This is a genomic window from Neobacillus sp. DHD-1R, assembly GCF_057747995.1.
The window spans coordinates 4,395,070-4,415,766 of the sequence record NZ_CM173232.1 but is presented as its reverse complement, the minus strand read 5'-3'; the positions used below and the strand labels follow the sequence as shown (position 1 = coordinate 4,415,766).

Annotated in this window: 20 protein-coding genes; 13 read left to right on the top strand and 7 right to left on the bottom strand. The window is 38.7% G+C overall.

Annotation, left to right across the window (positions count from 1 at the left end):
• Window positions 1-139: 139 nt before the first annotated feature.
• The 10 genes from AC3ANL_RS21820 (at window position 140) to AC3ANL_RS21775 (ending at window position 10,234) form a co-directional block, all read left to right on the top strand.
• The gene (locus tag AC3ANL_RS21820) at window positions 140-1,684 is read left to right on the top strand and encodes a spore germination protein (protein ID WP_488326451.1); all 1,545 of its coding nucleotides are present in this window, start codon (window positions 140-142) and stop codon (window positions 1,682-1,684) included.
• Window positions 1,685-1,691: 7 nt separating this feature from the next.
• Window positions 1,692-2,801: a GerAB/ArcD/ProY family transporter gene (locus AC3ANL_RS21815; RefSeq protein ID WP_488326450.1), complete on the top strand. Its 1,110-nt coding sequence runs from the start codon at window positions 1,692-1,694 to the stop codon at window positions 2,799-2,801.
• On the top strand, window positions 2,776-4,023 hold the full coding sequence (locus tag AC3ANL_RS21810) for a Ger(x)C family spore germination protein (RefSeq protein ID WP_488326449.1): 1,248 nt from the start codon (window positions 2,776-2,778) through the stop codon (window positions 4,021-4,023). The genes AC3ANL_RS21815 and AC3ANL_RS21810 overlap by 26 nt, the downstream gene beginning before the upstream one ends.
• A gap of 2 nt (window positions 4,024-4,025) precedes the next feature.
• The gene (locus AC3ANL_RS21805) at window positions 4,026-4,184 is read left to right on the top strand and encodes a hypothetical protein (protein ID WP_488326448.1); all 159 of its coding nucleotides are present in this window, start codon (window positions 4,026-4,028) and stop codon (window positions 4,182-4,184) included.
• A 90-nt stretch (window positions 4,185-4,274) separates the two neighbouring features.
• The gene (locus AC3ANL_RS21800) at window positions 4,275-4,889 is read left to right on the top strand and encodes a VanZ family protein (RefSeq protein WP_488326447.1); all 615 of its coding nucleotides are present in this window, start codon (window positions 4,275-4,277) and stop codon (window positions 4,887-4,889) included.
• 324 nt (window positions 4,890-5,213) lie between these two features.
• Window positions 5,214-5,582, top strand: a complete 369-nt coding sequence (locus AC3ANL_RS21795; RefSeq protein WP_488326446.1) for an NAD-dependent epimerase/dehydratase family protein — start codon at window positions 5,214-5,216, stop codon at window positions 5,580-5,582.
• Between the two features lie 183 nt (window positions 5,583-5,765).
• On the top strand, window positions 5,766-6,086 hold the full coding sequence (locus AC3ANL_RS21790; protein WP_488326445.1) for a hypothetical protein: 321 nt from the start codon (window positions 5,766-5,768) through the stop codon (window positions 6,084-6,086).
• Window positions 6,087-6,161: 75 nt separating this feature from the next.
• Window positions 6,162-7,115, top strand: coding sequence for a glycine-rich domain-containing protein (locus AC3ANL_RS21785; RefSeq protein ID WP_488326444.1), 954 nt, complete (start codon window positions 6,162-6,164; stop codon window positions 7,113-7,115).
• A 156-nt stretch (window positions 7,116-7,271) separates the two neighbouring features.
• Complete coding sequence (locus AC3ANL_RS21780) at window positions 7,272-8,468, top strand: MFS transporter (protein ID WP_488329801.1); 1,197 nt, start codon at window positions 7,272-7,274, stop codon at window positions 8,466-8,468.
• Window positions 8,469-8,668: 200 nt separating this feature from the next.
• Window positions 8,669-10,234 carry a hypothetical protein gene (locus AC3ANL_RS21775; protein WP_488326443.1) on the top strand — a complete coding sequence of 522 codons (1,566 nt, stop codon included), beginning with the start codon at window positions 8,669-8,671 and terminating at the stop codon, window positions 10,232-10,234.
• A 97-nt stretch (window positions 10,235-10,331) separates the two neighbouring features.
• Here AC3ANL_RS21775 and AC3ANL_RS21770 read toward each other — a convergent pair whose 3' ends face one another.
• From AC3ANL_RS21770 to AC3ANL_RS21745, 6 genes are all read right to left on the bottom strand, one after another.
• Complete coding sequence (locus AC3ANL_RS21770; RefSeq protein WP_488326442.1) at window positions 10,332-10,979, bottom strand: TetR/AcrR family transcriptional regulator; 648 nt, start codon at window positions 10,977-10,979, stop codon at window positions 10,332-10,334.
• Window positions 10,980-11,034: 55 nt separating this feature from the next.
• Entirely contained in the window at window positions 11,035-12,141 is a 1,107-nt protein-coding gene (locus AC3ANL_RS21765; protein WP_488326441.1) for an ABC transporter permease, read from the bottom strand.
• Window positions 12,138-12,860 carry an ABC transporter ATP-binding protein gene (locus AC3ANL_RS21760; protein ID WP_488326440.1) on the bottom strand — a complete coding sequence of 241 codons (723 nt, stop codon included), beginning with the start codon at window positions 12,858-12,860 and terminating at the stop codon, window positions 12,138-12,140. Before AC3ANL_RS21760 ends, AC3ANL_RS21765 begins: the two co-directional genes overlap by 4 nt.
• 228 nt (window positions 12,861-13,088) lie before the next feature.
• Window positions 13,089-14,960: a PTS fructose transporter subunit IIABC gene (locus AC3ANL_RS21755; protein ID WP_488329800.1), complete on the bottom strand. Its 1,872-nt coding sequence runs from the start codon at window positions 14,958-14,960 to the stop codon at window positions 13,089-13,091.
• Between the two features lie 2 nt (window positions 14,961-14,962).
• Window positions 14,963-15,880, bottom strand: a complete 918-nt coding sequence (pfkB, locus tag AC3ANL_RS21750; RefSeq protein WP_488326439.1) for a 1-phosphofructokinase — start codon at window positions 15,878-15,880, stop codon at window positions 14,963-14,965.
• Window positions 15,877-16,626 carry a DeoR/GlpR family DNA-binding transcription regulator gene (locus AC3ANL_RS21745; RefSeq protein ID WP_488326438.1) on the bottom strand — a complete coding sequence of 250 codons (750 nt, stop codon included), beginning with the start codon at window positions 16,624-16,626 and terminating at the stop codon, window positions 15,877-15,879. The genes pfkB and AC3ANL_RS21745 overlap by 4 nt, the downstream gene beginning before the upstream one ends.
• 349 nt (window positions 16,627-16,975) lie before the next feature.
• Between AC3ANL_RS21745 and AC3ANL_RS21740 the strand changes: the two genes are divergently transcribed.
• The 3 genes from AC3ANL_RS21740 to AC3ANL_RS21730 all read left to right on the top strand — a co-directional run bounded on the left by AC3ANL_RS21740 (window position 16,976) and on the right by AC3ANL_RS21730 (window position 20,046).
• Window positions 16,976-17,623, top strand: a complete 648-nt coding sequence (locus AC3ANL_RS21740) for a hypothetical protein (protein ID WP_488326437.1) — start codon at window positions 16,976-16,978, stop codon at window positions 17,621-17,623.
• A gap of 366 nt (window positions 17,624-17,989) precedes the next feature.
• Window positions 17,990-18,853, top strand: coding sequence for a pentapeptide repeat-containing protein (locus AC3ANL_RS21735; protein ID WP_488329799.1), 864 nt, complete (start codon window positions 17,990-17,992; stop codon window positions 18,851-18,853).
• Window positions 18,854-19,314: 461 nt separating this feature from the next.
• A complete protein-coding gene (locus tag AC3ANL_RS21730) occupies window positions 19,315-20,046 on the top strand; it encodes a CAP domain-containing protein (RefSeq protein WP_488326436.1) in 732 nt (243 codons plus the stop codon).
• Window positions 20,047-20,106: 60 nt separating this feature from the next.
• Here AC3ANL_RS21730 and AC3ANL_RS21725 read toward each other — a convergent pair whose 3' ends face one another.
• Window positions 20,107-20,595, bottom strand: a complete 489-nt coding sequence (locus AC3ANL_RS21725; protein ID WP_488326435.1) for a GyrI-like domain-containing protein — start codon at window positions 20,593-20,595, stop codon at window positions 20,107-20,109.
• Window positions 20,596-20,697 lie beyond the last annotated feature (102 nt).

Sequence of the window (20,697 nt, the reverse complement as noted above, 5' to 3'; positions counted from 1 at the left end):
TCTATTCAAAAATAAGATGTCCATGCTCTTAAAACACCATTTTACCATTAAAATATAACATGTTTAAATTCGTGGTTTAAGCTTTTCATACATAAAGAACTCTAAAGTTGGAAAACTATTTAAAAAATGGGGGTGGTTCATGATGAAAAAAAGGATGATAAAGTCGCTTCTCGATAAACTTCAAACTGAACCACAATTTACTGAGCAGTCAAATACAAAGGAAATTGAATTAAAAAAACAAGATATTAGCAGAAATTATGATCAAAATTTAGAGCTATTTAAGTCCATATTTAGTGTTCCGAAGAATACAGATGTCAAGGTCCATGAGTTTATCATTCGCGGGCTTGAACGTCGTGCCTTTCTATTTTTCATAAGTACAATGGTAGATCTAGAGCATATCAAAGAAGGCATCATGGAAAAACTATTATTAAATAAGCAACCCTCCGCAAAAATTCCTGAAATTGTTTCATACCCAATGGGGAAAACTGTATCTAATATTGGAGAAATCACGGAGTTTATTACGGGTGGAATTACGGCACTCTTTGTGGAAGGAGATCCTCAATGCTATTTATTTGAAACGACAAAAATTCATGGCCGCTCCATTGAAAAATCTGATAATGAAGTGATTGTAAAAGGAGCAAAAGAAGCATTTACCGAAAAAGTAGTCGATAATATTGCTTTGATCCGTAAAAAGATAAAAAATGAAAACCTGATTTTCGAGTCTCTCGTTCTTTCGAAACGATCAAGAAACGATGCGTTCCTTGTTTACCAAAAAGACCTGGTGAATGAAGAGTTGCTTAGCGAGATAAAAGATAGGTTAGATTCGATAAATACTGATAAAATGATCGATTTGAGCTTGGTTGAACAATATCTTGAAGAAAGACCCAGGTCCCTATTTCCAACTTTGCTTTATACTGAACGCCCAGACCGAGCATCCTCTTTCATAGAGGAAGGGCACATCGTTTTATTAATGTCTAATTCGCCTAGTTGTCTGATAATGCCAGCTACCTTTTGGGCATTGATGCATTCACCGGAAGATCATTATCTTCGGACACCCTATGGTAATTTCATAAGGATCATGCGATTTATGGCTTTATTTATCGCCCTTTTTTCTTCCTCTTTATATATTGCTATTACAAACTATCATGTTGGGATGATACCGCCAGACTTATTAATGGCCATTGCAGGATCCAGAGAACGAGTACCTTTTCCCTCTGTCATTGAGATTTTGATGATGGAAATTGCCTTTGAACTTATTCGAGAGGCAGGATTACGTGTTCCATCACCGATTGGGCCTACAATTGGAATTGTCGGTGCGTTAATTCTAGGCCAAGCCGCTGTACAAGCCAATATTATTAGTCCGATTGTTATTATTGTCATCGCCTTAAGTGGCCTAAGTTCCTTTATTGTCAGTGATGTAAGCATGAATTTTGCGATCCGCATCACACGCTTTTTGTTTATTTTTGCCGCGGGTTTTATGGGTGTTTATGGAGCCACTGCTTTATTTACGGCTGGTCTCTTTTACATAGTGTCTTTAAAATCCTTCGGAGTACCTTACTTTGCACCCATGACGCCACATTTTTATTCATCGAAGGACTTAATAATCCGCCATGTTCCGATGAAAGAGAGGTTTCGCCCAGGGTACTTAAAACCAAAGGATATGGTTAAACAAAGAAAGGGATAAAACCTATATGAAGCAGCAACCTGGAAAACTTGGAATGCGTGAATATCTGTCCATTACTATTTTAGTGGTAGGATTGCAAACAACTGAGGATACATTTTCATCTTTATATAAACATGTACAAAATGCATCATGGATGGTTCCGATCCTGTCAGCTGGCCTTTTTTTTATACCACTCTTTTTATTAGTAAGGACTTTATCCGTGTTTCAAGACAAAAATCTATTTACTGTCATTCAAAAACTTCTCGGAAAATACATCGGTTTTGTCATTTGCCTGCTGATTTTTTTGATGAGTTCATATGCTATTTCGTTTGATACAAGAGTCTATGTCAATATTATTCGAACCTTTTATTTTACAACGACCCCTAACCTCGTGATTTATGCTATCTTAATGGCGGTTTGTGCTTATGGGGCTAAAAAAGGAATTGAGCATGTTGGTTCGGTTGCGTATCTCATCCTTTTTTATGCCATTGTTTTCATGTATTTAGCATTACTATTAAGTTTCCAGGATAGCACTTTTGATGCCATCTTTCCTATTTGGGGTCCGGGAAAACTTGAAATTTTGAAGCAAAGTTCCTTTAGCACTAACCTTTTTTCTAGTTTTTTCCTGTTTGCCATGCTCTTACCGTACTTCAGGTCATTCAAAGATTTTCAAAAAGGAACATGGATTGCCTATGTTTATATCCCAATCCAACTTAGTGCTGCTTTTTTCTCTTACATATGCTTGTTTGATAAGTCGCTCAATACAATGGGTTATCCTTTCCATACGCTCATTCGTTATATTCACCTTGGAAGTTACCTCCCAAATATCGAAATCATTTTTTTTGTGGTATGGATTTTGGCGACATTTATTCGTTTCACAGCGTATTTGTATTTAACTGCTCTTATGTTTGGATATTTATTTAAAATTAAAGACTTTGAATACTTAATCCCGTCTATTGCGACGATTTATTTACTAATTGGTAGTATACCGGAGTCAGCGATTAATGTTAGTTCCCAATTAAAACCCCTTATACAAATTGTGGAGGGCCCTGCGTTTGCTGCCATTTCGCTTTTTATATGGTTAGTCGCACTACTAAAAGGAGAATTTAAACATGCAAAGAACAGGAACAGTATGTAAAGGTTTGTTGTTTTTAGTCATGGTTTGTTTATTAACAGGTTGTTGGGATCGTGAAGAACTTGAAGATAAGTCCTATGTGATTGGTTTAGGAATTGATCCTTCCAAACAAAAAGGGAAAATCAAAATAACCATGCTGCTGGCCAATCCGGAAGTAGGGAGCATGCAAGGCGGTGGTGGTTCAACAGAAAAGCCACGAGAAATCATTTCGTTTGATGCGAATGATATTATGGCAGCAAAAGGGACAGCTAACGCAATCGTTTCTCGAAGTATAAGTTATGAATTTTTACGAATCATGGTTGTTTCTGAGGAATATGCCAGAAACAAAAAATTTGCCGCGTTGATTTCAGACGCTTTAAAAGATAAGGAAATCCGCTTGAATAGTTATTTAGCTGTATCAAAAGAACCGGCAAGTAAGTATTTTGTGAAAAATCATCCTAAAATGGAAACAAGACCCCATAAGTACTTTCAATACATGATTGATCATGGGATTGAAAATGGGTTGATTCCAGATTCGACACTCTTTCGTTATTTTAAAACAGTGGAGAGAGGGACAGATCTCTATTTAGCGATGTACACTTCAGCTGTAAGAGAGAAGCATCCTAAGATTAAAAGGGAAGATGAATATATGGCAGGACAAGTAAATGCTACAGGAGAGCTGGATAATACTCAATTTATTGGATCAGCTGTCTTCAAGAATGGTGTCATGATTGATAAGTTAACAGGTCAAGAAACACGTATGGTTAATATTCTTGATGATACGACGAACATTAAAGATATATTAGTGGATGTACCTAATCCATTTTCGCAAAAACAAACACAGTTTGCTGCAAGATTATTGAAAGATGAAAATAATAAAGTGAAAATGAATGTAAAAGGCGGACAACTAAAGATTTTTATTACCCTCCCTTTACAGATTGAAATCATGACAAACCCATCGATGGTGAGTTTTTCTGTTGCAAAAAATCGGCATATATTAAAAAAGCAAATAACTAATGACCTTAAAGCATTGAATGAAAATCTGTTGAAAAAGACACAAAGGGAACTAAAAGGGGCACCCTTTCCCTTATCTTTCTATGCAAGAAAATATTTTGGAACAAATCAAGAATTTAAAAAATTTAATTTTGGAAAAAAGTATGTGGATGCTGACATTACGGTGATCCCTAAAATTGAAATTATTGATTATGGTAAACAAACTAAAAAACCTGTAAGGGTGGGGAAATAGGTGTGAATTTATTTATCTACATTTGTTTGTTTATGATTACGATTTATACCTTTGGTTTTGGGGTTACCTTATGGAAGGAAAAACAAAAAGTAGGTTCCATGGTCGTTTTTCTACTGACCATTACCATTGTGGTATTACCATTCTTTTCGATTTTTCGATAAAGGGATTTAGCAAAAAATGGTTGCTAACTCTATAAATTAGTAGGTATCATAGAGTTAACAACCATTTTTATGGAAGGCCTGGAGTTACTGATGAAATTAAACAGGAAAAACCACCTGCTATGGATTGCATTAGGCATTTCACAGCTTCTCTTTATTGTATTAATGCCAGTATGGTTAAGGCTTTTAACCTATCTTCATCCTGTTGTTTTGGGAGTTGTTTGGATATGTGTGACAATTCTTGTGATGTTTGTGGTTTATTATGTACATAAAAGGACTATCGAAATACCTAAATATTTCTTAAAAATTGTAATAAGTATTTATAGTGTAGGTTTAATCGTTTTACTATTTTTTCGCCCAGCGAACCAAGTGTATAGTCGAATAAATGTTATCCCATTTAGAACCATTATTGGCTTCCTTACCGGAGATGGCAATTTTCTTATAGCTTTTTATAATCTGGCAGCGAATATATTGCTTTTTGTGCCGTATGGTGTGGTGACGCTTTTATTGTATAAAAATCCATCAAGGTGGAAGTTAGTTTTCATACCAGCTGTTGTCATTCTTCTGATTGAAATGACACAGCACCTTACCAAAAAAGGCAGTATGGATATTGATGATTTTATTTTAAATCTGCTAGGGGTAGGGATTGGGTATTTTTTGTATCCGGTGATTCAAAGAGTTGTCAAAGTCAAACCCACTCAAAATTAAGGAGTGGGAAAATACATAAATTCGTTCTAGCATAATTGATTGTGCCCGAAGCCGCTCATCGGAAAGGGCTGACGGTCACAAAAAAAGATAATTATGCCCGAAGCACTCCATCGGAAAGGGCTGACGGTCACAAAAAAAGATAATTGTGCCCGAAGTACCCCATCGGAAAGGGCTGACGGTCACAAAAAAAGATAATTGTGCTCGAAGCACCCCATCGGAAAGGGCTGACGGTCACAAAAAAAGATAATTGTGCTCGAAGCCCCTCATCGGAAAGGGCTGACGGCCACAATAATAGCTGCTATCTTTAAAAGGGGGAATGGTCCTTTGAAATCTGCGTTAATACTTGGAGGTACACAGTTTGTTGGAAAAAGGTTAGTTCAATTACTACTGGATGAAGGCGTTGAGGTGACAATAGCAACGAGAGGAAGGACTCCAGATTTCTTTGGTGACAAAGTATCAAGATTGAAAATCAGTCGGGAAGATCGTGAGTCCCTCCAACAAGCCTTTCAAGATAAGCACTGGGATGTTGTCTTTGATCAAACTTGTTATTCTTCCCAAGAAGCCTCGGATACCTTGGAGGCATTAGAGGGGAAAATCGACAAATACGTGTTTACTTCCAGTCAGGCTGTGTATAATTTTGGTACAAAACAGAAGGAAGAGAGTTTTAATCCACTCGAATTTAATCCTATTTAAAAAAACAGAAGCGAGTATATTGGCTATGTTGGCTACCAAGAAGCGAAGCGTGCGGCCGAAGCGATTCTTTTTCAAAAGGCAAGTGTCCCTGTTGTCGCTGTCAGATTTCCGATTATTATTGGGAAAGATGATTATACGAATAGATTAAAGTTCCATGTTGATCATGTAAAAAATGAGCAGCCAATGTTCATTGAGTATTCTGACTTTCGATATAGTTTTATAGATTCAGAGGAAGCAGCCCAGTTTTTATTAAATATGGCTGTGACTGATTACCAAGGAATGATTAATCCAGGCTCCAGCGACGATATTAGTTTAAAAGAATTAGTAACACATATCGAAAAACTTACAGAAAAAAAGGCGATTTTAGATAAAGATGGAATCCCATCGCCCTACAATTTACCTGGTTCGTGGTCAGTGGATACGAGTCGTGCCAATTCATTAGGATACACGTTCAGGTCCCTAGATACACTGCTGGAGCAATTAATTCACTTTTACATTAAGTAGGAATATCTTCGTCTCCTCAAACTTAAGCTCTGAATATTGAACACTTCCAAAAATTCAAAATGGGAGAGTGATTGAATGATCGCTGGAATAATTATCGCCGGTTTCATATTAACAGGTTTAATTACGATTGTTATATCTAATAGACCAAAATTATCAAAGGAAAACATCCCGGTGCGTTTGGGTGTCCTCGATGATATCCCGATTCAACCATTACTTGAAAAACTAACTTCCGCTTTAGATGAGGATTATATCCAGCAAGTTAAGTATCGTTTCCTTCAGGAGAATCCTAAACGGACAGAGGATGAATTTGAATGGCGGTTGTTTGAGCTAAAACGTTATTTCTTGGTGGCAAATATATTACAGAAGACGCCCATGTTTAGTGAAGAAGTAGATGAAGTCTGGCATGAAATGATTCTTTTTACGCAGAAATATCAAAGATTTTCGGAGCATTTTTTGGGGACAATGCTCCACCATACTCCAAACGCAAAAACCGCACCAGCTCCGCAGGAACGGGCATTTTTTGACTGGGTGTTTTCACAAATGTTTCAAATTACCGCATTTAGCTGGAAGTCATGGGGGAGTTTTTTCAGGTATCCACTCGATGTTCACGTATTAAAGGAATTTAAAGAAGCCAGCAAGGAAATTTTAGTAGAAAAATACTTTAAGGTAAATGAAGATAACAAGGATATGATTGATTATCTAGTCGATCGTATGAAAAAACAATTGAGCGAGGCTGAAAGGAATTATCGGGACGACAAAAAAGGTTCCTTTGCGAGGCAGCGAACATTTGGTGATATGACCCCGCTATCGCTTGTTATGGTCTTTTTCTCCTGTTTTTATTATGATGAGTATTGGAATTATGCAAAAGCATATGCCATTGCCAATTCTACTAATTCCACGAGCGGCTGTACTACCGCCATATTTTGCGGTGCTGCTTCTTCCGATAATTCAGGTGGCGGCGATCATGGAGGGTCAAGCTGCTCCAGTGGATCAAGCTGCTCCAGCTGTGGCAGTGGATGTTCATCTTAAACATGGGGTCTGACCCCTTCATGAAAACTAAAGTTGACCTTTCAAAAAAATTCAGCTGTTTGAAGAATTATTTCGGGACGCTAAGCGTTCTTTTTTTTTCACGTTTATGATACAGTAATGGGGAAAATGAATATGCAACGTATGGGAGCGACTGGTGTGAACGGATGGAAACGAAATTTGTGGGTATTATGGATAGGTGTCTTTTTTACATCGGCAAGTTTTTCGATGGTGATTCCGTTTTTGCCTATCTTTCTTCCACAAATCGGTGTCACTGAAAATGTTGAAATGTGGTCAGGATTATTATTTAGTGCTGCTTTTTTTGCAGGAGCAATCGCTTCTCCATTTTGGGGGAGTGTAGCTGATAAATATGGAAGAAAACCGATGATTATCCGGGCGGGGTTTTGTCTATTTCTTATCTATACTTTAACGGCATTTGTAACCAATCCATATCAGTTATTAGCCCTGCGAATTTCTCAGGGGTTATTAACAGGGTTTATACCTGGAGCGATTGCGTTAATCGGGACCAATACACCGAGTAAAAATGTCGGCTATGCCCTGTCGATGATTTCCACAGCATCTGCTTCTGGTGGAATTGTGGGACCGCTGCTAGGTGGAGGGATTGCCCATTTGGTTGGAAATCGGTGGGCCTTTGGCAGTGCTGGAATTATTGTTTTAATCTCGACGATCTTGGTCGTTTTTTGGGTGACAGAGGAAAACTTTACCCCTAGTAAAAAACGGGGCTCAGTTAAAAATGATATCAAGGAAGCATGGAGCAATCGGCCCTTAATGATGGTCCTGCTCTTGACAATTGTCACAGCGGGTTCGATTATGACGATTGAACCGATTCTTCCTTTATATATAGTCAAATTGGGTGGATCTGCTGATAAGGCTTCGCTGTTAGCGGGTATTGTGTTTTCGCTGCCGGGAATCGCCAGCGCCTTATTTGCTCCGATTTGGGGCAGATGGGCCGATAAAGTAGGATTTCATCGGGTTCTTGTCATTGGATTGCTCGGCGGCGGACTTGGAACATTGGCACAAATCCTTTTTAGTGAAATTATCGGATTTTCAGTTATACGGTTTGTGTTCGGTGTCTTTTTCTGTGCTGTTTATCCCGCATTAAATGGTCTTGTCGTGAAATCGACAGCGGCTGATTTCCGTGGCAGGGCCTTCGGTTTAAGTCAAACGGCTAACCAAATCGGCGGCATGATAGGACCAATCATTGGCGGCTTTATAGGCGGAATTTTCCCTGTTCAAATTGTGTTTGTGGCAACAGGTATCTTACTGTTGAGTGCAATGGGAGCAGCTTATTGGAAGGGCAAAGATTTAATCAATATTAAGAAAACAATGCAATGAAAAGGAACTCGAATGAGTTTCTTTTTTTTTGCGTTATTCTAAACAAACCTTAACAAAACTTAACGAAACTAAATAAAACTTAACAAAAGTCATTGTGATCATTAAAATCATCGATTACAATTTTCTTAAAATCAATGTCCGTTATGACAAGTATTCGTGAGTGTAAGAAATAAACTAAAATAGATGAGGCGAGAAGACTCATGGCGTATCAAATAGAAGCTTTAGAACTAGAACCTTCAATATTACACCAATTCTTATCCATAGCATTAGGTGGGAATGCCTTTTTACATTCCTATATTGATGACTGTTATCGAAAAAATGAGTGGCAGTATTTTGAAGCCTACCAACAGAGTGGATTGAAAGGAAATTCGCTATTTTCCATGTACACCACAAAAAGTGAAGAAAAAATCAGGAAAGTGGCAGGGGTGATAGAATGGTGTTATTACAACCAACAATTTTCACAGCTTGATCAACTCATCAAAAAAGGATACAAATTTGTTTATCAGTATTTTCAACAGCATCCAGCAATCGATTTTGATCATTTCATGCGAAGCTTTGGCAAGAGACAAAAGAGCAAGAATGTAAAGGAAATAGAGTTAATCTATCAAAATATTGTTCTATGGTATCTGTGTGTGCGAGAAAACAAACTGTTTAATACAAACAATGTGGCCTGGCAATCATTTCAGGATGTATTATGTACCTCCATGAATGAGATTCAAGTGCAAAAGTTAATTTTTTCAGAAGAGATGGTGGATAAACATCGGGAAGAGATAGAAGAATTTTATGAGGAATACCATATTCCCAAAAATCCACGTTTCGATTCGTTAGGTTCTTTTTTAGAATACCTGATCAGCGATAAATTAATTGCCATTTATGAAGCACACCCTCATTATGGTACAGAAAAGGCCGAACAATTGGTATTTCAAGACTCTCCTACAAAATACATAGGGGCTTTAGGCGGCTGGCTTAAGACACTTAAAATTCATGAGTTAGATGCAACTGAACAAATCCCATTGACAAAAACGGATCTGGATATGGTTTTTTTGGAACTCTTGCATGCCAAAAAGTTTAATTATATTTCTAAAGAAGAACAAGATTTGTTTTTTATTGCTTGTCTCTATTTAAAGTGCCTCAGCTCTCTTTACCGAGAAACGAAACATTTTTATTTGGATCAATCGAAAAGGGATTATTATATCGAAATGAAGTCCAAAGAGTCGCAAATGAATGAGAAAGAAACCTCCCTGTTACGAAGGAAACAGGAATGGCACCTCAGTAAAAAAAGACAACAAAGAGAAATCGAAGGATTAACACAGGAGCTTCGAGAGGCACAGGCCAAAATAGGTAAACTGGAACAGCAAATTGACAATATGGAAGATTATACGGATGAGGTACATGCCCTCCGAAACTTTGTCTATTGGGAGGAGCAGGACCAAACTAATGTTGAGAGGGGCCCCTCATTAAAGACTATGACCGAGTTGATTCAGTCTAAGCGAATCCTCATTTTTGGAGGATCTCCGAGTTGGCGGCAAAAATTAAAAGAGCTTCATCCAACCGTGGAGTTTATTGATGTGGACGAGAAGAACAGGGACATTTCGAAAATTCATCGAGTGGATGCAGTCTTTATTAATACAACAGTATTTTCCCATTCTTTTTATAATAAAATTATGAAGGAATTGAGTAAAAGTGAAACCCGTCTGTTCTACTTAAATGGACAAAGCAATATTGAGAAAACGACGCTCGAAATGTATAAATGGCTGACGGAATGAGGAGAGAAGAATGTAGTGTTTACAAAAAGTGAGGATGTCTCTACAAGGGGTCTGACCCCTTATCTTAGACATCCTCTTTGTAATGGCTGAATCAAATTTACTCTCGTTTCGCCAATCCATGCATGATAAATTGAATGGTGCGCTCCGTCTCGAGTTCGTCATCCCATTGACCATTTGGGAAAAAAATATAGCGAGTAACCAAGTAGCCCATGATATTGGTAATTACAAGTCTTGCGACACTTTCTGGCGGCATCTCAATCAATTGCCCTTTTGCTTGATAGCTTTTGATGACACCTGAAACACGCTCGAAGATTGTATTCGCTATAAGTTCAATAAATTGTTCTCGCAGCTCCGGTTGAAAGGGGATTTCTTGCAGCATGATTCTAATAACCGGGAGGAGCTTCTTTAAAACCTCTCGCCGGTTATCAATTGCAGCTCGCAGAAAATCTTCAACCTGGTCATATTGTTGATTGAGTACTTTATCAAAGTCTTTAATAATATAAGGGCCAATCAACTTGGTCATCATGGGTGCCACAATTGACATTAACAAGTCCTTTTTTGTTTTATAATGCCGGAAAATGGTTCCTTCAGCGACGCCTGCCTTTTTGGCAATTTCACTTGTCGATGTCGAGGCGTAACCTTTTTCCGAAAAGGATTCAATCGCAGCTATCAGGATTTTTTTTTGTTTATCGGTTAATTTTTCTTCCTCAAATAGCTGTTGAATCATTATCTCTTCTTCTAACATTGTGTACTCCTTCATCTTTCATTCATTTCTTCTTAGATAAGATATCTGCATTTATTTAGATTTTGCGATACTTTTTCAAGGCTAATACATTAAGAATAATAAATACAAGAGCAAACCCTAATAATACAAGAAGGTCGGTTGCAATTTCACTTATATCTAAACCTTTATACATAACAGCCACCAACGCATCGCCGCCATAGAACATCGGCATACACCTAGCAATTACCTGCATCCAGCCTGGCATACTATCGAACGGAAAGATCCCTGCGAAAAAAACCTGAGGGATAATCGCAATCGGAATAAACTGCATCATTTGAAATTCAGAATTGGCAAAGGCCGATAAAAGAATACCAAGGGATAGCGCAACAAGGGCTAAGCATAAGTTAATTAAAATGACATTCCACAAGGAGCCAACAAGCATAATATCTAATACTTTGACGGCATAAAAAACAACAATCAGTGTTTGGATCACCGCGAATAAACCGTATCCGAAAAGGTAGCCGAACACAATCTCTCTCCGTTGGATTGGTGTAGCCAATAATCTCTCAAGTGTTCCTGTTGTCCGTTCACGTAATAAGGCAATTCCGGAAATAAGAAAGACAAAGAAAAAAACAAAGAAACCAACTAATATGGGACTTAACTGATCAAAAAATGTCGTATCCTCACTGCCATAGATATAGGTAGTCTCCATTTTTGGAGCCTTTACTGTCTCCATTTTTACAGGTGTACCTTGTAATTTACTCTGAATGGTTTGCATGAAAGTTGATATATTCTTTGCTTGTTTCTTGGCATTTTCAGCTGCAAGGGCTTGCCCAATTTTCATCTGTAAGGCTTTTGCAGTAGAAGGCTGCTCATTTGAAAGGGTTAGTTTGATTTCTTCACCGTTAAATTGAAGCACTCCATCAAGATCATCATCTTTGATCACTTTGTTTGGATTGGAGAGTTGTCCATACTGTTTTACCACAATATCTTTACCTTTTAATTGTTTCACGATCGAAGCATCCGCACCTGTAACCCCAATTCGTGGGTCCACGGTATTGCCGCCAAGTAAGTAATGGAGGAGGGTGAGAATCAATAATGGGGCAACCATCATCATCGCTAAGGCCCGTTTATCACGTAACATTTGATGGATAATCCGTTTAACTAAAGCCAGGACTCTCATTTCTTTTCCCCTCCAGCCTTTAAAAATACCTCTTCTAAAGTCGTTATTCCATATTGTTTCTTTAATTCATGTGGCGCCCCGCTGGTGATAATTTCTCCATCTCTGACCATGGCAAGACGATCACATTTTTCCGCCTCGTCCATCACATGTGTAGTTACTAAAATGGTTTTACCTGACTTCTTCAAACGATGAATCTCAGCCCAAATCGATTGTCGTAATTCTGGGTCAATCCCTACGGTAGGTTCATCTAATACCAGGACTTGGGGATCTTGTATTAAGGCAACGGCGAGTGATAATCTTCGTTTCATGCCGCCTGAATAGTCCTGAACTTTCTTCCTTAGTTCGGAAGTAAGGTTCACTAAATTGGCTGCATAGGCGATCCGTTCTTTTTGCACTTCTTTTTTTAGTTTAAAAAGAGAAGCGAAGAAGGCGAGATTTTCTTCACCGGTTAAATCTGTGTATAAGGCATCAGCTTGGGCCATGTAGCCAATTTTTTGCAATAAATTCAAGTTAGGAACGGCAGTATCTAATACCTGTACATCCCCTTCGGAAGGACGATCCATTCCGACAATGATTTTTACTAAGGTTGTTTTTCCTGAACCAGAAGGCCCAATCAACCCGTAAATTTGGCCAGGCTCCACAGACAGATTAATCTTGTTTAAGACGAGCTTTTTCCCAAAACTTTTGCTGACATCCTTGATAACGATCGATGCTGACATCGATAAACCCCCTCCGGGAAGATAAAATGAGTGATTACTCACTTTATTTTATAGCGGTAGGGGATAAGAGGTCAATGGCGTTAAGGTGAACTAATCAAAAATATATTTGATCTATTTTGCAGAAGTCTTATCTGAGGCAATGAAAAATCTAGAATTTAAAGGTAACTCAAAAAAAGCCCCACTTCCCATCAAGTTGAGGAGAAATAAGGCCTTTTTGATAAACCTATTCTATTCTGTTACTGGTTTTTTCAAGATACCAAGCAATATGGCTGAAACGATTGCGCCTATTACAACTGCCAGCAAGTATAACAACCAGTTACCATCCACTAGTGGAATAACGAATACGCCACCGTGTGGGGCACGAAGTCCAATATGGAACAACATCGATAAGGCACCGGCTACTGCTGAACCCGCCATAACAGAAGGGATGACACGAAGCGGATCCGCCGCTGCAAATGGGATCGCTCCTTCTGTGATAAAGGATAACCCCATAATATAGTTCACTTTGCCTGCTTCACGATCTTGTTGACTAAATTTCTTTTTAAATACTGTGGTTGCAATGGCAATCCCTAATGGAGGGACCATACCAGCAGCCATAATGGCAGCCATTGGTTCGTAGACACCATTTGCTAATAATCCAGTACCAAATACGTAGGCTGCCTTGTTGATTGGACCACCCATGTCAAACGACATCATTAAACCTAAAATAATTCCTAGTAAAATAGCATTTCCTGTACCAAGACCAGATAACCACTCAGAAATCGCGGTATTTAAGGCACCAACTGGTTTATTAATAACATACACCATGATAAATCCGGTTAAGGCAATCCCCAATAGTGGATATAATAGAATCGTTTTAATTCCTTCTAATGACGATGGCATACCAGTTAATACTTTTTTCAAGCCAACAACTAAATAACCTGCTAAGAAACCGGCGACAAGACCACCTAAGAAACCGGCGCCACCGCTATTTGCTAACATACCGCCGACCATACCAGCAGCAAACCCGGGGCGGTCCGCAATACTCATCGCAATAAATCCAGCTAATACCGGCACCATTAAGGCAAAGGCATTACCGCCGCCAATTGTCTTTAATACAGCGGCAAAAGCATTGTAAGTTGGATCATCAGGATTAGCAGAATTAAAGCCAAACATGAAGCTAATCGCGATTAAAATCCCACCGCCAACAACAAACGGAAGCATATTGGAAACACCGTTCATTAAGTGCTTATAAATAGTTGAGCCAATCCCTCGGCCTGATTGTTCATTTTCATTTTTCGCTTTATTATTTCCGTGATAGATGGGTGCATCTTGCTTTAAGGCTCGCTCAATTAATTGCTGTGGTTTCCGAATCCCATCGGCAACAGGGGTTTCAAGCACATGTTTTCCATTAAAACGATCCATTTCAACCTTGGTATCAGCGGCGACAATAACCGCGACAGCGTTTCCAATTTCTTCATCCGTTAGGACATTCTTGGCACCGCCTGATCCATTTGTCTCAACCTTAATATCGACACCCATTTCAGCTGCTTTTGCTCTTAATGCATCTGCAGACATATACGTATGGGCGATCCCTGTCGGACAAGCTGTTACGGCCACAATAAATTGTTTCTTGCCAGTCATGGATTGAGGTTCTTCGTCCTCTTCCGTGTCATAGCTATCGATGATTTGTAAAACGTCTGTTGCTGATTTCGCTGCTAAAAGCTGTTTGCGTGCTTCATCCTTCATTAAAATAGTGGAAAGGCGGGCAAGTGCTTCTAAGTGTGTATTATTTGCTCCTTCAGTCGCTGCAATCATAAAGAAAAGGTGAGCAGGCTGACCATCGAGCGACTCATAGTTCACGCCGGCAGTTGATCTTCCAAAGACAATCGCCGCTTGCTTTACCGCTTTTGTTTTTGCATGAGGAATGGCGATTCCATCGCCAATCCCAGTGGTACTTAGCTCTTCTCGTTTAATAATCTCGTTTTTAAAATCAACTCGGTTGGTTAACTTACCAGCTGAATCTAATACGGATACCAGCTCTTCAATAACATCTATTTTTTGATTACTTTTTAAGGATAGATTAATAGTTTCTTTGGTCAATAGCTCTGTTATTCTCATCATCATTCTCCTCGGCGTTCAATTTTTACTTGAGGTAATAAACTTTCTACCTTTTCCGGTGTACATAAGCCAATAGAAAAAGCTGTTGCACTGCCCGAAGCCACACTATAACGAAAGGCTTCCTCAATGGATTTTGTTTTTTGATAGGTGGCAATAAATCCTGCTACCATAGAATCTCCTGCACCGACCGAGCTTTTGACTTCCCCTTTAGGGACAGTAGCAATTAAGGTGAAATCCTTGTTAATAAGGACGGCGCCTTTATCGGCAAGGGATACAATGACATTTTGAACGCCTTTGTTAATTAATTTTCTACCGTAAGGCATGACCTCTTCACATGTGGTAATAGTGGTATTAAATAAATCCCCAAGTTCATGATGATTCGGTTTGATCAAAAACGGTTTTAATGGGAGCACTTTTTTTAATAATTCGCCTTCAGCATCGACAACAAATTTTGTCTCGTTCTCATTGCAAATTTTCACCAGTTCTTCATACGTGCCTGCTGGCATGGTCGAAGGAATGCTCCCTGCTAAAACAAGGGTATCTTCGTTTGTTAATGCTTGTATTTTCCGCTTCAACGCTTCAAAATTTTCTGTCGTAATGCTAGGGCCGGTTGCGTTGATTTCTGTTTCGGTTTCGGACTTAAGCTTTACATTGATTCTTGTATCTTCTTTTACGCTGACGAAATCTGTTTCAATATTTAATGCATGTAAGTATTGGACAATATAATCACCTGTAAAGCCACCGATAAACCCAAGTGCTTTGCTGTCAACATCTAATCTCTTTAAGACTTGGGATACGTTAATCCCTTTGCCGCCTGGCAATTTGGTTTCATTTTTTGTCCGGTTTAATTCACCTATATGGACTTGGTCCAGTTGAACAATGTAGTCGAGAGATGGGTTCAACGTTAATGTGTAAATCATGATGTAACCACCTTAATGTTTGTCTTATTTAAAAATAGTTCCTTCGTATCAAAGTCTATTTCATTCGTTATGATGACTGCCTCATGGAGGTCAGCTATTTTTGCAAAGGCAATTTCCGAAAACTTTGATTCATCCGCGATAACAAAGGCTTCGCGAGATAATGAAATGGCGAGTTGTTTGATCATTGCTTCTTCCTGATCGGGTGTTGTATATCCAAATTGGGGATGAATTCCATTCACACCCATAAAACATTTATCAAAACGATATTGTTCAAGACTTTCTAATGCGCCACGACCGATGATAGCCTTGGTAGTGGGCTTTGCATATCCACCGATTAAAAAAGTTTTAATATTTCTCTCAAGTAGTTCATTGGCATGTGTAAGGCCATTTGTTACAACCACTATATTCGTAGGAAGATATGGAATCATTTCAAAAACGGTTGATCCGGCATCTAAATAGATACATTCATCCGCTTCCACTAAACTGGCAGCATACGCAGCTATTTGCTTTTTTGCTTGAAGGTTTTTGGATGATTTCTCACTCATACTTGGTTCTTGAAGCTTTCCTTGCAGTCTGGCAGCACCACCATGGACTCTCTTTAGGAATTTCCCTTGTTCTAACTGTGTTAAATCCCTGCGAATGGTTGATTCTGAGGAATTAGTCAGCTCCACAAGGTCTTGCAGCTTGACCGTATTCTTTTTCTTTAATTCAGCTAAAATCATTTGATGGCGTTCTGGCTCTAACAAACTACCACCTCCTAAAACGCTTTCATTATTTATGCTTTTATTTTATTCCTTTATCATTCAAAAATCAATCAAAAACTTTCAAAAAGAACCACATTTCATTCAAAAAGCTTCACACTTTCATCATATAATGGGAAAAACGAATAAGTCATTTGGTATAGCTTGCTCCTAATAAGTTCATTTAATGAATAAAGGAAAGAAGTGCTATTGAGTCCAACCAGACGGTTAGTAGTTCTGGTATAATAATGTTAGGAATGGGAATTTTATACTACGATTATTATGAGATTTATTATGGGATGGTTGATGTTAAAAATATAATAGTATGAATTCATTTTTGAAGGGAGTCATTCATGTGTTATCTTTTGAGGAAAAAAAGGCTATTTTTCATTCATTTCAATTGAAGGAAAAGAAAATTAGTAATGGAAGAGTAAGCTTTGTTTATCCTGAAAGTATCCAAAAGGGTCAAGTTTTGGCAACACAACTACATCCAAGTGGAAATGGCTACGTGATTGGTAAGTATATGTCTGAAGAAACCATTATGAATCATGGGTACGAAGTAGACCCTCGCGGTTGGATTTCAATCAAGGTTTTTTCAAAGGATGAAATAGCAAAGGTGATAACAGAGGCGATGAAGTCGATGTCGATGAAGCCTGAAGGGACGGAGGTTTTTGTTGAACAGCAGGAACCTATAAAAAGGGCAGACACTTTTCCAGAAAATAAGGAAGAGAACACACAGATAGATAATCTAGCTCCTGAAATGGTGGAACTACCTAAAGAGGTGTCTGATGATTCTGAACTAGCGATCACAAGGAAAAGCAATGTAAAACAAGATGAATCGGTTGAGACGGTTCAGCCTTCGGCACGTGAAATGTATCCTGGTTCATGTTTATTTGCCTGGATGGGACTAACTTTATCGACAATGGAATACGGCTTTTTGGTTTGGAGGCAGGCCGTAAGAAAATACGCAGAGATCGGTTCGAAAATACATAAAAAAGCATAAGCATCATAAAACCTTGCTTTGGTGATATATTAACAGAGATGCAAATCCCAAGATGTGACGGCCTATATTACGGAGATCGTCGCGAAAAAAGAGAATAAGTAAGTGGTGCTGACCAGAATAGATTATCTGGTCAGTTTTTATTTTTGTTACAATAGTCTCAAAGAATATAACTTTTGAAATTGCGGTCTTTCTTAAGGACAAAACGAGCTGGTGAATCTACGAAACTGTCTTTAATCCCTCCATTGTCCTAATTGACCATTAAATTTGTCAGTGATACTATTAAAAAAATTGAAAGTTCTCGGTATGAAACCAAGTAAAACTCCAATAAATAGTTTTGTAAGTGAGTGGAAAAGGGATGTGAATATATTGATTAATCAGCCCAACACATTAAGTGACGAAAGCAGCCGAAATCATCTTCACGCTGATTGTGAAAACTGTTTTGGCTTGTGCTGTGTGGCTTTGCCATTTGCAGCATCAGCAGACTTTGCAATAGGTAAGGAAGGTGGTACCCCTTGTCCTAATTTACAATCGGATTTTCGTTGTGGAATTCATAAAGACCTTCGACAGAAAGGTTTTAAGGGCTGTACTGTATATGAATGCTTTGGGGCGGGACAAAAGGTTTCACAAGTCACCTTTGGCGGTAATGATTGGCGGGGGCATCCATACACGGCGAAGCAAATGTTCGATGTGTTCCCTATCATGCACCAACTTCATGAGATGCTTTGGTATTTAACCGAAGCCCTAGAATTGAAAGAAGCGAGTTCACTTCATCGTGATCTTCGTCAGGCTCTGGATGAGACAGAAGGGCTTACTCTTCTAAGTCCAAATTTACTCATGGAACTGGACGTGACAGCACACAGGGTGACCGTCAATGCGCTACTTTTACGGACGAGTGAACTTGTACGTGCCGAATCAATTCGTAATCAAGCGAGTTCTAAAAAGAGTCCGAAAACCTATGGACGGGGTGCCGATCTCATTGGTGTGAATCTAAGAAAAGCTGACCTCAAGGGTGCCAATTTAAGAGGAGCATATCTTATTGCGGCGGACCTGAGAGAAGCCGATCTAAGAGGAGCCGATTTTATCGGAGCAGACTTCCGAGATACGGATCTTAGAGGAGCCGATTTGACTGGGAGTATTTTTCTTACTCAAGATCAACTAAATGCAGCCAAAGGTGACCCTAATACAAAGCTGCCGCCATCTCTTACACATCCCAAACACTGGTTGCCATAGCGGATAACTGAATATTTTATTTTAAAAAAAGCTCTTTTCGTAAACTTTGTTGCTATTTATCCAAATGTTTTCCTTCTTAGTGGCAAATTCGGACAAATTTGAGGTTTTCTAAAGCACCGTCTTGTTCGAAAAACAACCAACTTTGCGAAATCAGCCTTAAAGAATAACTGTAAACTACGATACTTTATTGAAATATTTGTAAAAAATGATCCTATCTGAAACCATTGTCAACCCCAATTTATATTATAATTTTTGGGAATTACCCATAAAATTAGGAAAAATGATAGAACTAACGTGTTCATAAATAATTCGTTAAAAGACTAGTATTATCGTAAAAAACAGGAATTATAAAGAAGCAAGCAGTGCTTTATTGTAAAATCCTTCCTCAAATATGACAAAAATCATATGTTACGATGAATATGCAAATGATCGGCAAATCGTCAAAACAGGAGGGAATTTACATGATCAAGAAAAAAGTAATTCTAACTGCAGCCGCTGCGGTAACATTAGTAATGGCCAACCCGGTTCTAAATAAGGCACATGCAGCAACTACAAGCCCATCTGTGCAGGAAAAGGTATATATTTACCAAGGTACTAACATGAATGAGCTTAATAGTATCATAGAAAAATACCTTACTAGTTTTGGATATAATTTTACGCAAACTACAGTGAAGCCACCTGCGCAGACGCAGACGAATCAAACAGGGACATCACAACAGCCTGCTCAGACTATAAAGGCTAAACCTGTACAGCAACAGCAAACATCACCAAAACCAAATACAAATACAACAAATACAACCCAAAACACCAGTACGTTAAGTGCGTATGAACAAAAGGTAGTGGACCTTACCAATCAGGAGCGTGCTAAAAACGGCTTACCTGCCTTAAAGGTTGATACAACTCTTAGCAAAATGGCGCATGAGAAATCCCGTGATATGTCGGCTAATGGCTACTTTAGCCACACAAGCCCAACGTATGGATCTCCCTTTGATATGATGAAGAAATATGGGATTACGTATCGTTCTGCAGGGGAAAACATTGCAATGGGTCAACGATCCCCTGAAGAAGTCGTCAAGGGATGGATGAATAGTGAGGGACATAGAAAAAACATTCTTAGCTCGAACTACAATTATATTGGCGTGGGCTATGTCGGCCAAGGCAATTATTGGACACAAGAGTTTATTGGAAAATAAACATACCAAAAAGCTTGAGGGGATCCTTCAAGCTTTTTGGTTATTTTAGAATTTATAAGCTTAATCCCGTTTTAAAGGAATCCAAATTTCGGAGTAATAATCAGGACTCCACGGGTCGCCGTCGGCATAGACTTCTAATTGGGGGGTGCCGGCCGGCTTAAAATGATTGGATGGAAACCATTCTGAGTAAATTTGGCTCCATGCCTGCTGAATGGCCTCGGGCACTGCCCCATGCACTTCGAAAACAATCCATTTTGAGGCAGGAATTTCAAGCTGTAATAACCCTTCAGGTAGCTCACCACTATATTCTGCAGCAATCCAGTAATCCATCACAGGTTCGGATTGTTGGTCACCTTTGTCCACACAGATGCCTACTACCCCTTTAATTTGACCATTATTCAACGTAAATAGCCGTTCATTGGTACCATCTTCATGAACATCAATCCACATTTTAGGGATCTCTCTTAAATTCTCTCCATTGACGCAAGAAAACTCTCGCTTCACTCCCACGACTTGAAACCTGTCTCTTTCGATCAGTTTGTAATTCATTGGATCTGCTCCTTTCAAAGTCACCTGATTAATAAACTAATCTTGTCCATTTATCCTTTTTATGAATAGATTTTTATCCTATTTTAACCTCTTTTACTTAAA